The organism is Microbacterium sp. STRO-2N, assembly GCF_057747775.1.
Genome location: NZ_CM173223.1, coordinates 3827004 through 3841662, shown reverse-complemented (window position 1 = coordinate 3841662; position 14659 = coordinate 3827004). Strand labels below are relative to the sequence as shown.

Sequence of the window (14659 nt, the reverse complement as noted above, 5' to 3'; positions counted from 1 at the left end):
TCGTCCGCCGGCAGCTGAGGCCCGCGGCGGCCCGGCCGCGGCCCATGCTCAGGAGCGCACGGCGGGCTCGCCCGCGGCGGCAGCGCATGCCCACGACGGAGCGGCGGCCGGTCAGTCGGCGATGAGCCGATAGCCCATGCCCTGCTCGGTCAGCAGGTGCCGAGGATGAGCGGGGTCGGCCTCGAGCTTCTTGCGCAACTGCGACATGTACAGCCGCAGGTAGCCGGTGTCGGTGACCTGGTCGGTTCCCCAGATGTCCTTGAAGAGGCTCTGGCGCGTCACGAGGCTCCCGGCGTTGCGGGCCAGGAACTCGAGGATGCGCCACTCCGTCGGGGTCAGGTGCACGCGCTCACCGGCACGCGAGACCGCCTTCGACGTGAGATCGACCGAGATTTCGCCGAAGGTGATGACGGGATCGGAGGATGCCGCGCCCGCACGCCGCGACAGCGCTCGCAGCCGTGCGAGCAGCTCGTCGATCTGGAACGGCTTGGTGACGTAGTCGTCGGCGCCGGCATCCAGTGCCTCCACCTTGTCGGCCGACCCCGTCCGGCCGGAGACGACGATGATTGGAGCCGTGCTCCAGCCGCGCAGCGCTTGGATCACCTGCACGCCGTCCAGGTGCGGCATCCCGAGATCCACCATGACGAGGTCGGGATGCTCTTTCGCCGCCAGTGCGATCGCCGCGGGGCCGTCGGGAGCGGCGACGACGTCGTAGCCGTGGGCGGCGAGCGTGATGCGCAGGGCACGCACGAGCTGGGGATCGTCGTCGGCGATCAGCACCTTCACGTACGGGCTCCGTTCTCGTCGGACTGCTCGTCGGTCGCCGCGGGCAGCTCGATGACCATCGTGAGGCCGCCGCCGGGGGTGTCCTCAGGCGTGAGCGTACCGCCCATCCCCTCGGTGAACCCTTTCGAGAGCGCGAGCCCGAGGCCGAGCCCCGTCGTGTTGTCGATGTCGCCGAGACGCTGGAAGGGCGCGAACATCTCCTGCCGCCGCTCGGGCGAGACCCCGGCGCCGCGGTCGACCACGCGGATCTGCACCGTGGCGCCCAGACGGCTCGTCGCGACGCGTACGCGGGAGTCCTCCGGCGAGTGGCGCACGGCGTTCGCCAGCACGTTGACCAGCACCCGCTGCAGCAGCACGGCATCCGCACGGACGAGAGGCACGTCGGGATCCAGGGCGAGATCGACGGTGCCCGGCCCGAGCCCGAGCTCGTCGATCGCGGCGAGCACGCTGTCATCGGGGTCGACGGACGCGACCGAGACGGCCAGGACCCCCGCCTCGACGCGACTGACGTCGAGCAGGTCGGTCACGAGCGCCGAGAGGGTGCCGAGCGACTCGTCCGCCGTCGCGAGGAGCTCGGCGCGATCCTCCGAGGACAGCTGCGGTCCGGCCGCCCGCAGCCCGCCGATCGCCGCGACGGCCGCCGAGAGAGGACGGCGCAGATCGTGGCTCACGGCCGAGAGGAGCGCGCTGCGCACCTGGTCCGTCTCGGCGAGCATGTCGGCTGCGCGCGCTGCCTCGTGCAGCTCCGCCTGTTCGAGGGCGGCGTCCAGCTGCGCGACGACCACGTCGAGCAGGCGGCGCTCCGAGGCGTCGAGCTCGGGCCCGTGGAGCTCCAGCTGCGCGCGCGCCCCGACGGGCACGACCAGGTGACGGTCGTCGCGCAACGGCTCGCCGTCGGTGGCGATGAGCTCACCCGACGGCGACAGCAGTCGAACCCCCGACATGCCGAACGCCTCGCGCGTGCGCGAGACGAGCGCCGGCACCGCGCCCTGACCGCGCAGCACGCTGCCCGCGACCGTGGCCAGCAGCTCCGACTCGGCCGCCGACCGGGTGGCGGCGCGCGCCGCCCGCGCCGCACGGTCGACGATGAAGCTCACCAGCACCGCGATCACGACGTACAGCACGAGCGCCCACGCGTTGCGCGGGTCGGCGATGGTGACGGTGTGGAACGGCTCGACGAAGAAGAAGTTGAGCGTGACCCCCGACATGACCGCCGCGAACACCGCCGGCCAGATGCCGCCGACGAGAGCGACGAGGACCACGAGGAGCTGGTAGGCCAGCACGTCGCTCGTGATGGTCTCTTCGCTCCGGATCGACACGAGGAACCACGTCAGCAGGGGCCCGCCGACGAGCGCGAGGGCGAACCCGACCAGCCGTCGCTTCACGCTCAGCGCGCCGCCGGTGAGCCGGGGCAGCGTGAACCGCTCTCCTGCCGCGGCGTGCGAGACGATGTGCACGTCGATGTCGCCGGACTCGCGGATCACCGTCGCGCCGATTCCGGGCCCGGTGAGCGCGGCGGCGAGCCGCCCGCGGCGGCTGACGCCGATCACGAGCTGCGTCGCGTTGACCGAGCGCGCGAACTCGACGAGCGAGCGCGGGACGTCGTCGTCGACGACCTGGTGATACGTGCCACCGAGGGACTCGACGAGGGATCGCTGCGACGCGAGCGCGCCGGGCGCGGCATCCCGCAATCCGTCCTGACTCGACACGTGGACCGCGAGCAGCTCACCACCGGCCGCCCGTGCCGCGATCCGCGCTCCCCGCCTGATGAGGGTCTCGCCCTCCGGCCCACCGGTGAGAGCGACGACCACGCGCTCGCGGGCCTGCCAGGTGCTTTCGATGCCGTGCTCGGTCCGGTAGGTCTTCAGGGCGCTGTCGACCTCGTCGGCGAGCCACAGCAGCGCCAGCTCGCGCAAAGCGGTCAGGTTGCCGAGCCGGAAGTAGTTCGACAGCGCAGCGTCGACGCGCTCCGCCGGATACACCACGCCCGCCGCGAGACGCTCCCGCAGCGATTCCGGCGCGAGGTCGACGACCTCGACCTGGTCGGCGCTCCGGACCACGGCATCCGGGACCGTCTCGCGCTGCGCGACGCCCGTGATCTGCTCGACGACCCCGCCGAGCGACTCGATGTGCTGGACGTTCACCGTCGTGATGACGTCGATGCCCGCGTCGAGCAGGTCGGCGACGTCCTGCCATCGCTTGGCGTGGCGCGACCCGGGGGCGTTGGTGTGGGCCAGTTCGTCGACGAGGGCGATCGACGGATGCCGCCGCAGCACGCCGTCGAGATCAATCTCGGTCAGCTCCACGCCGCGGTGCGAGACGACGGCGCGCGGGACGACGGGGAGCCCTTCCGTGAGCGCCGCGGTCGCGGCTCGTCCGTGCGTCTCGACGACCGCGATCACGACATCCTGGCCGTCGTCGCGCAGCCGCCGACCCTCTTCGAGCATCTCGTAGGTCTTGCCGACGCCCGGTGCGGCTCCCAGCAGAACCCGCAGCTTGCCGCGCTTCATGTCGTCACCCTATGCCGTGCCCGCCGCGTGCTCATCAGCCCAGGGCGTCGAGGGCCAGGTTGAGCTCGAGCACGCTGACGCGGGGCTCGCCGAGGAATCCGAGGTCGCGCTGCTGGAGGTGCGATTCGACGAGCTGGCGCACCCGGTCGGCGTCGAGCCCGCGCGCCGCGGCCACGCGCGGCGCCTGCAGCAGCGCGTACGCGGGGCTGATGTGCGGATCGAGGCCCGAGCCCGACGCGGTCACGGCGTCGAGCGGGACCTCCGCAGGATCGACGCCCTCGAGTTCCGCGACCGCCGCCTGGCGCTCCTCGATGGCGGCGACGAGATCGGCGTTCTCCGGGCCGAGGTTCGAGCCGCTCGAGGCACCGCCGTCGTAGCCGTCGCCCGCGGCGGACGGCCGCGACTGGAAGTACTCCGGCAGCGCGTCGCCGTCGGCATCCGTGAAGGACTGACCGATGAGCGCCGATCCCACGGTGGAGCCCGAGGAGTCCTCGACGCGTGAGCCGTTCGCCTCCCACGGCCGCGCCAACTGCCCGATGCCGGTCACGAGAAGCGTGTAGCCGAGCCCGAGCACGAGGGTGAGAACGAGCATCACGCGGAGGGCGACTCCGGCGGTGCGCACGGTGGTGCGGGTGGTGCTGGACATGTTGCGTCTCCTGCTCCGGGCTCAGAAGCCCGGGATGAGGCTCACGACCAGGTCGATGAGCTTGATTCCGATGAAGGGTGCGATCACGCCGCCGAACCCGTAGACGGCGAGGTTGCGGCTGAGGATCTGCGAGGCGCTCGCCGCCCGGTACGTGACTCCGCGCAGCGCGAGGGGGATCAGGAACACGATGACGATCGCGTTGAAGATGATCGCGCTCAGGACGGCGGACGCCGGCGAGCTGAGCTGCATGACGTTCAGCGCCGCGAGGCCGGGAAAGACCCCCATGAACATCGCGGGGATGATCGCGAAGTACTTGGCGATGTCGTTGGCCAGCGAGAACGTCGTGAGGGCGCCGCGCGTGATGAGCAGCTGCTTGCCGATGCGCACGATGTCGATGAGCTTCGTGGGGTCGCTGTCGAGGTCGACCATGTTGCCGGCCTCCTTTGCGGCCGACGTGCCCGTGTTCATCGCGACTCCCACGTCGGCCTGCGCGAGCGCCGGCGCGTCGTTCGTGCCGTCACCCGTCATGGCGACGAGCCGGCCGCCTTCCTGCTCCCGCCGGATGAGCGCGAGCTTGTCTTCGGGGGTGGCCTCGGCGAGGTAGTCGTCGACGCCCGCCTCCTTCGCGATCGCGGCGGCGGTGAGCGGGTTGTCGCCGGTGATCATGACGGTGCGGATACCCATCGTGCGCAGCTCGTCGAACCGCGCGCGCAGGCCGTCCTTGACGATGTCCTTCAGATGCACGACGCCGAGGACGGCGCCCGCCCCCTGAACCCCGTCGCGTCCCTGCGCCGGTCGGACGGCGACGACCAGGGGCGTGCCGCCGGACTGCGCGATCGCATCCGTCTCGCTCGTCAGCAGCGCGCGCGACGACGGGGCGATGGGGGATCCGGATGCCTCGAGCCACGCCAGCACGGCAGACCCGGCGCCCTTGCGCACCTGGGTGCCGTCGGCGAGGTCGACACCGCTCATGCGGGTCTGGGCGGTGAACGGCACCGTTGTGCCGCCGGCGGGCTGCTCGACACGGACGCCTCGAGCAGCCGCGAGTTCGACGATCGACATTCCCTCCGGAGTGGGATCGGCCAGTGACGACAGCGCGGCCGCGCTCGCCAGCTCGTCGTCGCCCACGCCGGGCATCGCGACGAAATCGGAGGCGCGACGATTGCCGTACGTGATCGTGCCGGTCTTGTCGAGGAGGAGCGTGGTGACGTCCCCTGCCGCCTCGACGGCGCGCCCCGACATCGCCAGCACGTTGCGCTGCACCAGCCGGTCCATGCCGGCGATGCCGATCGCCGAGAGCAGGGCGCCGATCGTGGTCGGGATGAGGCACACGAGAAGCGCGACGAGCACGGGGATGCTCACCGGAGAGGCGGCGTAGGAGGCGATCGGGTTCAGGGTCAGCACGACGATCACGAACACGATCGACAGGCTCGCCAGCAGGATGTTCAGCGCGATCTCGTTGGGCGTCTTCTGGCGGCTCGCGCCCTCGACGAGCGCGATCATGCGGTCGACGAACGTCTCGCCGGCCTTGGAGGTGATGCTCACCACGATGCGGTCCGACAGCACCCGGGTGCCGCCGGTGACGGCGCTGCGGTCTCCGCCGGACTCGCGAACGACGGGAGCGGACTCGCCGGTGATGGCGGACTCGTCCACCGTGGCGATGCCGTGCACGGTGTCGCCGTCACCGGGGATCAGCTCGCCCGCCTCGACGATCACGACGTCGCCGAGCCGCAGCTCGGCCGACGAGACCTCGACGGTCTCGGCGCGCGCGGCGGCGGCATCCGTGGATGCGTCGTATCGGACCACTCGGCGGGCCATGGTCGACGTGCGGGTCTTGCGCAGCGTGGCGGCCTGCGCCTTGCCCCGACCCTCGGCGACCGCCTCGGCGACGTTGGCGAACAGGACCGTGAGCCACAGCCAGATCGCGATGCCCCATGTGAAGCCGAACGGCACGGACGTTCCGCCCGACGATCCCGGGCCGCCGAGGAACGGCTCGGCGATGGCGATCAGGGTCGTCAGCGCGGCGCCGACCCAGACGAGGAACATCACCGGGTTTCGCCACAGAGCCGCCGGGTTGAGCTTGCGGAGCGCTCCGGGAAGCGCGTTCCACAGCTGTGCGGCGCTGAAGGCGCGGGACGAGTTCGGCTTCTCCGAGGACGGGACCGAGCCGGAGACCGGAGTGAGCGTGGAGATCGACATGTCAGACGAGCCCTTCCGCCAGGGGACCCAGCGTGAGAACGGGGAAGTACGTGAGTGCGGTGATGACGACCGCGACGACGGCGAGCAGGCCGGCGAACTGCGGACGGTCGGTGGGCAGCGTGCCGGTCGTCGACGGGACCGGCTTCTGGGCCGCCAGAGAGCCGGCGAGGGCCAGCACGAGCACGATGGGGATGAAGCGTCCCAGCAGCATCGCGACGCCGAGCGCGGTGTTGAACCATGGCGTGTTCGCGGTGAGTCCCGCGAACGCGGAGCCGTTGTTGTTCGCCGCCGACGTGAACGCGTACATCACCTCGCCGAGTCCGTGCACGCCCGGGTTCCAGATCGACGTGGTCTCGACATCCGCCCGGATCGCGGGGATGCCGAAGCTCAGCGCCGTGCCGGCGAGCACGAGAGCGGGCGTCACGAGGATGTACAGGCTTGCGAGCTTGATCTGCGTGGGGCCGATCTTCTTGCCGAGGTACTCGGGCGTGCGGCCGACGAGGAGGCCCCCGACGAACACCGCGATCACCGCGAGCACGAGCATGCCGTAGAGCCCCGACCCGACGCCCCCGGGCGCGATCTCGCCGAGCATCATGTTGACCATCGGGATCATGCCGCCGAGCGCCGTGTAGGAGTCGTGCATCGAGTTGACGGCGCCGGTGGAGGTGAGGGTGGTCGCGCCGGCGAAGAGCGTCGAGCCGAAGATGCCGAATCGCACCTCCTTGCCTTCCATCGCACCGCCCGCGAACTGCGGCGCGGCGCCGAGGCCCATGCTCTCGAGCCAGGTCACCGCGACGATCGAGACGAGCGCGATGCTCGTCATGACCGCGAGGATCGCGTAGCCCTGGCGGTTGTCGCCGACCATGCGGCCGAACGCGCGAGGCATCGCGACCGGGATCGCGAGCAGCAGCAGGATCTCGAGGACGTTCGTCCAGGGCGTCGGGTTCTCGAAGGGGTGGGCCGAGTTGGCGTTGAAGAACCCGCCGCCGTTCGTGCCCAGGAGCTTGATCGCCTCCTGCGAGGCGACAGGGCCGCCGGGCAGAACCTGCGAGCCGCCGCCGAGGGTCTGGACCTCGGTGAAGCCGGCGAAGTTCTGCACCACGCCGCCGATGACGAGCGCGACCGCCGCGACGATCGACAGTGGCAGCAGCAGCCGCGTGATCCCGCGGGTCAGGTCGACCCAGAAGTTGCCGATGGTCGCGGAGCCGCGCCGTGCGAAGCCTCGCACCAGCGCGACCGCGACGGCGACGCCGACGGCCGCCGACACGAAGTTCTGCACGGCGAGTCCGGCGAGCTGGACCGTGTAGCCCAGCGTGAGCTCGGGCGAGTACGACTGCCAGTTCGTGTTCGTCACGAACGACACGGCCGTGTTGAACGCGAGGCCCTCGGGCACCGCGGGCAGGCCCAGCGAGTACGGCAGCACGGTCTGCAGGCGCTGCAGCGCGTAGACGAACAGCACGCCGATCAGCGAGAACGCGAGCACGCCGCGTACGTACGCCTGCCACGTCTGCTCCGACCGGGGGTCGACGCCGGCGAGCCGGTACACACCGTGTTCGACGCGCCAGTCCTTGCCGGTCGTGTAGGTGCGGGCGATCCAGTCGCCGAGGGGCCGGTAGAGCAGGCCGAGGATCAGCAGTATGGTGGCGAGCTGCAGGATGCCGGTCCACACGGCTGCGGCCTCCATCAGAACTTCTCCGGCTTCACGAGGGCGACCACGAGGTAGACGATCGCGGCGACGCCCAGGGCGGCGGCGAGGAGGGAGAGGACGATCACAGCCTCTCCACCCCCCGAGCGATCAGAGCGACGACGGCGAAGAGCGCGAGGGTCGCGACAAGGTAGATGACATCGAGCACGGATCGATGCAACACCCGGCGATGCGACGGATGAGGCATCCGTACGGTTTCCCTACGGTCCGAGCCCGTTCCCTCACGAGTCGCATGCGGCGTCAGGCCCGCGAGAGAGGTGTCCCGGTGGGTGCGGGTGTGCGGGACTCCTGACATCCGAGCTCATCACGCGGGCTCACCGCTCGCGGTGCCACGGCCGCGGCCGATGTTCAGGAGTTGTGCACGCCCGCTCGCGCCGTCGTCCGGCTGCGGCTGCTCTCAGGCGCGGGCCAGGGCGTCCTCGAACGCGACCCACGCGAGCATCGCGCACTTCACGCGCGCGGTGAACTTCGAGACGCCCGACAGAGCGGCCGCGTCGCCGAACACCTCCTCGTCGAGGGCCACCCCGCCCCGCGAGCGCAGCGCTTCGCGGAATCCCTCGATGAGAACGGATGCCTCGGCTCGGGGCATCCCGTCCTCCTCGTCGACGAGCGACGCGAGCATCGAGGCGGAGGCCTGCGAGATCGAGCAGCCGGCGCCGTCCCACGTCACCTCGCTCACCTCGGAGCCGTCGTCCGACAGCCGGACCCGGAGCGTGATCTCGTCGCCGCAGATGGGGTTGCGCTGATGCGAGGTGGCGACGCGCCCGGACTCCTCGCCGAGGCCCTTGCCGTGCGGGCGCTTGGAGTGATCGAGGATGAGCTCCTGGTAGAGCGACTCGAGCCCGCTCACGAGGCCGCTCCGAAGAACGAGCGCACGCCGGAGAGCGCCTCGAGGAACGTGTCGACATCGTCCGCGGTGTTGTAAAGCGCGGTCGACGCCCGCACCGAGGCGGTCAGCCCGAACCGCCGGTGCAGCGGCTGCGCGCAGTGGTGTCCGACGCGCACGGCCACTCCGCGCGCGTCGAGGAACTGCCCGACGTCATGCGCGTGCACGCCCTCGACCTCGAACGACCACAGACCCACGCGCTCCGCACCCTCGGCATCGCCGAGCAGGCGCACTCCGGGGATCTCACGCAGCCCCGCGGCCATGCGGGCCTCGAGCGTCTTCTCGTACGCGTGCACGGCATCCATCCCGATGCCGTCGAGGTAGTGGACGGCGGCTGCGAGACCGATGGCCTGCGACACCGGCTGCGTGCCCGCCTCGAACCGCTGCGGCGGAGGCAGGTACTGCGCCTCGTCGAGCGTCACGGTGGTGATCATCGAGCCGCCCGTGAGGAACGGCGGCAGCGCGTCGAGCACCTCGGCGCGGCCGTAGAGTCCGCCGATCCCGTACGGCCCGAGCATCTTGTGGCCCGAGAAGACCGCGAGGTCGACGCCGAGCGCGGGGAGGTCGAGCGGCATGTGCGGTGCGGACTGGCATGCGTCGAGCACCGTGACGGCACCCACGGCCTGGGCCAGGGCGACGAGCTCGGCGACCGGGTTCACGGTGCCGAGGACGTTCGAGACGTGCGTGAAGGCGACGATCCTGGTGCGCTCGCCGATGAGCTCGGCCGCGGCATCCGTGTCGAGCGTCCCGTCGTCGCGGACCGGGATGTGGCGCAGCACGGCGCCGGTGCGCGCGGCCAGCTCCTGCCACGGGATGAGGTTCGCGTGGTGCTCGCTCTCGGTGACGACGATCTCGTCGCCCGGCTTCAGCGCGAAGCGGGAGGACGCCGGGGCTCCACGCCCGACCGATGCGTTGCCGATGGAGTAGGCGATGAGGTTGAGTCCCGCGGTGGCGCCGCTGGTCCAGGCGAGCTGCTCGGGCCGGGCGCCGACGAAGCGCGCCACGGCAGCGCGGGCGTCTTCGAACAGCTCGGTGGCCTCGGCTGCCAGAGTGTGCGCGCCGCGGTGCACGGCGGAGTTCGCCCGCGTGAGGAACGCGACCTCCGCGTCGATGACGGCCTGCGGCTTCTGGCTCGTCGCTCCCGAGTCGAGGTAGACGAGCGGCTGCCCGTTCACGCGCTCGGCGAGCAGCGGGAAGTCCGCGCGCAGCGCGGCGGCATCCAGCGGCGCGTGGAGAGACGAGGCGGGGGTGGTGAGGCTCACCCTTCAAGGCTACGCGGGATGCCTGGATACCGGGCGGGTGCGAGACCTGCGCCGAGGCATCCGCTACGGCACTTCGAGGCTGGAGTGATCGGCATACACGACCTCTTCCGCGGGGTCGAACGCGCGGCCCGCGCGTTCCTGACCCGGGATCGGGCGGGAGCGTCGTCCGTAGATGAGCTCGGACGAGTCGAGCAGCCAGGGCACGAGGGTGATCGTCACGCCGTGCAGCAGCATGAGCTGCTGGGCGATGCGGCGCGAGCGCCGGTTGTGCAGCAGCGACTCCCACCAGTGCCCCACGATGTACTGCGGCAGGTAGACCGTCATGACCGATGAGCCGTGCCGCTCGCGGTACTCCGCGATGAAGCGGGCGACGGGCTGGGCGTAGTGACGGAACGGCGACTCGATGATGATGAGGGGAATCGGCATCCGATGCTCCTGCCACTCCGATTGCAGGGCGTCCGCCTCCTCTTTCGAGACGGCCACATGCAGTGCGAGCGTCTTGTCGTGCTTGGCAGCGAGGGCATAGTCGATCGCCTTCGCGACCGGCTTCTGCAGGCGGTTCACGAGGATCAGCGCGACATCGCCGGTCGAGCCGTAGTGGACCTCGTCGTCCATGTCGATCTCATGCTCGACGTCGCGGTAGTAGCGGTTCACGCCGATCATGAGGAAGGTCAGCACCGGGATGGCGAGGAACACCATCCAGGCACCGTGGGTGAACTTCGTGATCGTGACGATCGCGAGCACGGCCATCGTCATCGTCGCGCCGATCGAGTTGATGACGAGACCCTTCCGATACGTGAAACGCTCGGAGCGCACCTCGGGCTGTTCCTGCGCGGCCGTGGTGTACCCCCGGATCGTCTTGAGCCCTCGATGCCAATGCCGGATCATGCCGATCTGCCCGACGGTGAACGATGTGAACACCCCGATGATGTACAGCTGGATGAGGTTCGTGAGGTTCGCCTGGAACACCAGCAGCACCGAGATCGCGACGATGCCGAGGATGATCATTCCGTTCGAGTAGACGAGGCGATCACCGCGCGTGTTGAGGGCCTTGGGGGCGTAGCCGTCGCGCGCGAGAACGGAGCCCAGGAGCGGGAAGCCGTTGAAAGCCGTGTTGGCCGCCAGCAGCAGCACGCACGCCGTCGCCGCCTGGATGACGTAGAAGGGGACGGACCCCATGCCGAACGTCGCCGCCGCGACCTGCGCCATGAGGCTCGGCTGCGGGCCGGTGCAGTCGAAGCCGATGAGGTGGCACGGGTTCTCGGCGTAGTGCACGCCGCTCACGAGGGCGAGGAACACGAGTCCCGAGAACAGCACGATCGCCGTGCCGCCCATGAGAGCGAGGGTCGTCTGGGCGTTCGTCACCTTCGGCTTGCGGAACGCCGGCACGCCGTTGGCGATCGCCTCCACACCGGTCAGGGCGGCGCATCCGCTCGAGAACGAGCGCAGCAGCAGCAGGATCACGGCCGCCTGCGTCAGCTGCTCGGCCTGCACGGCGTACTCCGCGCTCGACGCGACCGGCGGATCACCCAGGATCGTGCGCGTCACCCCGACGCCGATCATGATGAGCACCGACCCGATGAACACGTACGTGGGAATCGCGAACAGGAGAGATGCCTCGCGCACGCCACGCAGGTTGATGAGGACGATCACGACCACGAAGCCGACGGCGAGCCCGACGCGCGCAGGGTTCAGCTCCGGGATCGCCGAGATGATGTTGTCGACGCCGGAGGCGATCGACACGGCCACGGTGAGCACGTAGTCGACCAGCAGCGCCGCCGCCACGATCACACCCGGCACCTCGCCCAGGTTGGTGCGAGCGACCTCGTAGTCGCCGCCGCCCGAAGGGTACGCCTTGATGAGCTGCCGGTAGCTGATCACGACCACGAGCAGCACGACGACCACCGCCACCGCGATCCACGGGCTGAACGCCAGGAACGCGGTGCCACCGATCAGGAGGATCATCACCAGCTCCTGAGGCGCATAGGCCACCGACGACAGCGGGTCGGATGCGAAGATCGGGAGCGCCATGCGCTTGCGCAGCAGATGCTCGTCAGCGTGCTCGGACGACAGCGGGTCGCCGATCAGGATTCGCTTCGCCATGGGCGTCTCGGCGATCGGAGCCTCTCCGGTCCCGTTGCGAGTGTCGTCGTTCGTCACGGCGGGCGATGTTACGCGTGAGCGGAACGTGAGGACGCCTCGAGAGCGGCATCCTCACGAAATCCATGCACGCCGTGCTCTGGGAGACTTGCGGACGTGCGCGAACAGGTCATTCTGGGCGGGCTCGCGGTCGCCGCGGGGGTGACGCTGGCCGTGCTGCTGTTCGTGCCGTTCGTCGCGCTGAGCTATCGCCGCCGCGGCGGGTTCGGTGCCGCCCGGTTCGTGGTCTGGGGTGCGGCCCTCATCTACCTCATGGCGATCTGGACCTACACGCTCCTGCCGCTCCCCGACCCGGACGCCATCCGCTGCGCGGGCGTCAACCTCGATCTCTGGGCGTTCACTCGAGACATCCGCGACGCCGTCTCACGCCGCGGCCGCAGTGCCCTCACCGACCCCGCTGTCCTGCAGGTGCTGCTGAACGTGCTGCTGTTCGTCCCGCTCGGCTTCTTCGTCCGCGTGCTCGGCGGCCGAGGCATCCCCACCGCCATCGTCGCCGGATTCGCGGTCTCGGCGCTCGTCGAGACCACGCAGCTGACCGGCGTCTGGGGCCTCTACCCGTGCGCGTACCGCGTGTTCGACGTCGACGACCTGCTCACGAACACCTGCGGCGCGCTGCTGGGGTCGCTGCTCGCCCTGCTCGTGCCACGACGGCACTGGGGAACGCCGCGACACCCCGACGCCGAGGCGCCGAGACCGGTCACGCGCGGACGGCGCTTCCTGGCCACGCTGTGCGACGTGCTCGGAGCGTGGCTGACCGGGATCGCGGCCGCCGTCGTGTTCCAGCTCGCGCTGTGGGCGCTCGGAGCCCAGGCCGCGATGCGCGACGGGTCGGCGGCCGGGGCGGTGGGCAGTGTGGTTCCGATCGTGGTGTGGCTCGTCGTCGTGATGGCGACGGGCCGTACCGTCGGCGACCTCGCCGTGCAGCTGCGCTTCGTCGGCGGGCCGCTTCCCGTCGGACTCGCCCGGTTCCTGCGCTTCGCCGGCGGCATCGGCGGCTACCTCGTGCTGCTCGCCCTTCCCGGCGCGTGGGGCTTCGTCGCCGGCGTCTTCGCGGTCGCGTCGGTCACGCTGGTGCTGACGACACCCGACCGACGCGGGCTCCCCGGCCTGGTGTCGGGTCAGCACCTGGTCGACGCCCGCACGCCGGCCGACTCGCTCTGAGCCGCTCACGGCGCCGACTTCGGGGAGCCTCGCCGCGAACCCCGTGAAGCAGGTGAGCGGGTCGACGGATGCCGCGTGCCACGGCATCCGTCCGGCTCAGGCGCCGGCGGGCTCGGCCAGGAACTCGCGCGCGGCCACCACGAGAGCGTCGACGCCGCGCGACAGCGTCGGCTGCAGCACCGGCGCGAAGAACGGCGAGTGGTTCGTCGGGATGTCGCGCTCGATCGTGCCCGCGGCCTGTGCCGCCGCGAACGCCTCCGCGTCGGCGCCGCCCCAGAACCAGAAGACGAGCGGCACGCCGGCCTCGCGCGCGAACCACGAGACGTCCTCGCTGCCGGTGAACATGCCAGGGTCGATGACGGTGCCGTCCCCGAAGGCGGCATCGAACGCGAGCACGAGGCGCGCGGTGGCGTGGACGTCGTTGATCGTCGGCGGGAGCGTGTGGTCGGTCACGATCACCGGCGGCTGCTCGGCACCGGAAGCCTGCGCCTCGGCCCGGACGATGCGCTCGACCTTCTCGAGGACGGCGGCCCGCGCGTCGTCATCGGGATAGCGCAGGCTCAGCTCGAGCTTCGCCTCCGCCGGGATGATGTTGTTCTTCAGGCCCGCGTGGATCGACCCGACGGTCACCACCGCGACGTCCCGCGGGTCGACCTCGCGCGACACGATCGTCTGCAGCCGCATCACCGTCGCCGCGGCCATCACGACCGGGTCGATCGTGGCCTGCGGGCGCGAGCCGTGGCCGCCGCGGCCCAGCAGGGTGACGGTGAGGCCGTCGGATGCCGCCATCTGCGTGCCGCTGCGAACGCCGATGGTGCCCGCGGGCAGCGGCGTGACGTGCTGACCGAGCACGATGTCGGGCTTCGGGAAACGCTCGAGCACACCGTCGGCGATCATGGCCTGCGAGCCTGCGCCGTACTCCTCGGCGGGCTGGAAGACCGCGACCACGGTGCCCGACCACTCGTCCTTCGTCGCGACCAGGCGCTCGAGCGCGCCGACGAGCGCGGTCACATGCATGTCGTGGCCGCACGCGTGCATGACCGGCACGTCGTTGCCTGCAGGGTCGGTGCCGCGGGCCGTGCTGGCGTACTCGAGCCCGGTCTGCTCGGGCACGGGCAGGGCGTCCATGTCGGCGCGCAGCCACACGACCGGCCCCTCGCCGTTGCGGATCGCGGCCGCGACCCCGGTCTTGCCGATGCCCTCTTCGAACTCGATGCCGAGGTCGGTCAGGTGCTGCGTGACGACGCCGGCCGTCCGCGTCTCCTGGAAGGACAGCTCCGGATGCCGGTGCAGGTCGATGTAGAGGGCTTCGAGGTCGATCGTCATGCGGACGAGCCTATCCGC

The 14659-nt window shown here is 70.7% G+C and carries 11 protein-coding genes; 1 reads left to right on the top strand and 10 read right to left on the bottom strand.

Annotated features, from left to right (window positions below; genetic code table 11):
• Positions 1-111: 111 nt before the first annotated feature.
• The 9 genes from AC3ANN_RS17645 to AC3ANN_RS17605 form a co-directional block, all read right to left on the bottom strand.
• Entirely contained in the window at positions 112-786 is a 675-nt protein-coding gene (locus AC3ANN_RS17645; protein ID WP_488338681.1) for a response regulator, read from the bottom strand.
• Entirely contained in the window at positions 783-3296 is a 2514-nt protein-coding gene (locus tag AC3ANN_RS17640) for a sensor histidine kinase (protein ID WP_488338680.1), read from the bottom strand. The genes AC3ANN_RS17645 and AC3ANN_RS17640 overlap by 4 nt, the downstream gene beginning before the upstream one ends.
• A 34-nt stretch (positions 3297-3330) precedes the next feature.
• Positions 3331-3942: a K(+)-transporting ATPase subunit C gene (gene kdpC / locus AC3ANN_RS17635; protein WP_488338679.1), complete on the bottom strand. Its 612-nt coding sequence runs from the start codon at positions 3940-3942 to the stop codon at positions 3331-3333.
• A 21-nt stretch (positions 3943-3963) separates the two neighbouring features.
• Complete coding sequence (gene kdpB, locus AC3ANN_RS17630) at positions 3964-6141, bottom strand: potassium-transporting ATPase subunit KdpB (RefSeq protein WP_488338678.1); 2178 nt, start codon at positions 6139-6141, stop codon at positions 3964-3966.
• A 1-nt stretch (position 6142) separates the two neighbouring features.
• Positions 6143-7825, bottom strand: a complete 1683-nt coding sequence (gene kdpA, locus AC3ANN_RS17625) for a potassium-transporting ATPase subunit KdpA (RefSeq protein WP_488338677.1) — start codon at positions 7823-7825, stop codon at positions 6143-6145.
• The gene (locus AC3ANN_RS17620) at positions 7825-7914 is read right to left on the bottom strand and encodes a potassium-transporting ATPase subunit F (protein WP_488338676.1); all 90 of its coding nucleotides are present in this window, start codon (positions 7912-7914) and stop codon (positions 7825-7827) included. Before AC3ANN_RS17620 ends, kdpA begins: the two co-directional genes overlap by 1 nt.
• A gap of 329 nt (positions 7915-8243) precedes the next feature.
• Entirely contained in the window at positions 8244-8696 is a 453-nt protein-coding gene (gene sufU, locus AC3ANN_RS17615) for a Fe-S cluster assembly sulfur transfer protein SufU (RefSeq protein WP_488338675.1), read from the bottom strand.
• Positions 8693-9994, bottom strand: coding sequence for a cysteine desulfurase (locus AC3ANN_RS17610; RefSeq protein ID WP_488338674.1), 1302 nt, complete (start codon positions 9992-9994; stop codon positions 8693-8695). The genes sufU and AC3ANN_RS17610 overlap by 4 nt, the downstream gene beginning before the upstream one ends.
• A gap of 63 nt (positions 9995-10057) precedes the next feature.
• Positions 10058-12097 carry an APC family permease gene (locus tag AC3ANN_RS17605; RefSeq protein WP_488340868.1) on the bottom strand — a complete coding sequence of 680 codons (2040 nt, stop codon included), beginning with the start codon at positions 12095-12097 and terminating at the stop codon, positions 10058-10060.
• Positions 12098-12250: 153 nt separating this feature from the next.
• Between AC3ANN_RS17605 and AC3ANN_RS17600 the strand changes: the two genes are divergently transcribed.
• On the top strand, positions 12251-13315 hold the full coding sequence (locus AC3ANN_RS17600; protein WP_488338673.1) for a VanZ family protein: 1065 nt from the start codon (positions 12251-12253) through the stop codon (positions 13313-13315).
• A 96-nt stretch (positions 13316-13411) separates the two neighbouring features.
• Here the strand turns inward: AC3ANN_RS17600 and AC3ANN_RS17595 are convergent, their stop codons facing one another.
• On the bottom strand, positions 13412-14641 hold the full coding sequence (locus tag AC3ANN_RS17595; RefSeq protein WP_488338672.1) for an amidohydrolase: 1230 nt from the start codon (positions 14639-14641) through the stop codon (positions 13412-13414).
• Positions 14642-14659 lie beyond the last annotated feature (18 nt).

Excerpts from the sequence above, each read along its gene's own strand:
- AC3ANN_RS17640 (WP_488338680.1), bottom strand. The coding sequence starts at position 3,296 with ATGAAGCGCGGCAAGCTGCGGGTTCTGCTGGGAGCCGCACCGGGCGTC.
- kdpC (WP_488338679.1), bottom strand. The coding sequence starts at position 3,942 with ATGTCCAGCACCACCCGCACCACCGTGCGCACCGCCGGAGTCGCCCTC.
- kdpB (WP_488338678.1), bottom strand. The coding sequence starts at position 6,141 with ATGTCGATCTCCACGCTCACTCCGGTCTCCGGCTCGGTCCCGTCCTCG.
- kdpA (WP_488338677.1), bottom strand. The coding sequence starts at position 7,825 with ATGGAGGCCGCAGCCGTGTGGACCGGCATCCTGCAGCTCGCCACCATA.
- AC3ANN_RS17605 (WP_488340868.1), bottom strand. The coding sequence starts at position 12,097 with ATGGCGAAGCGAATCCTGATCGGCGACCCGCTGTCGTCCGAGCACGCT.
- AC3ANN_RS17595 (WP_488338672.1), bottom strand. The coding sequence starts at position 14,641 with ATGACGATCGACCTCGAAGCCCTCTACATCGACCTGCACCGGCATCCG.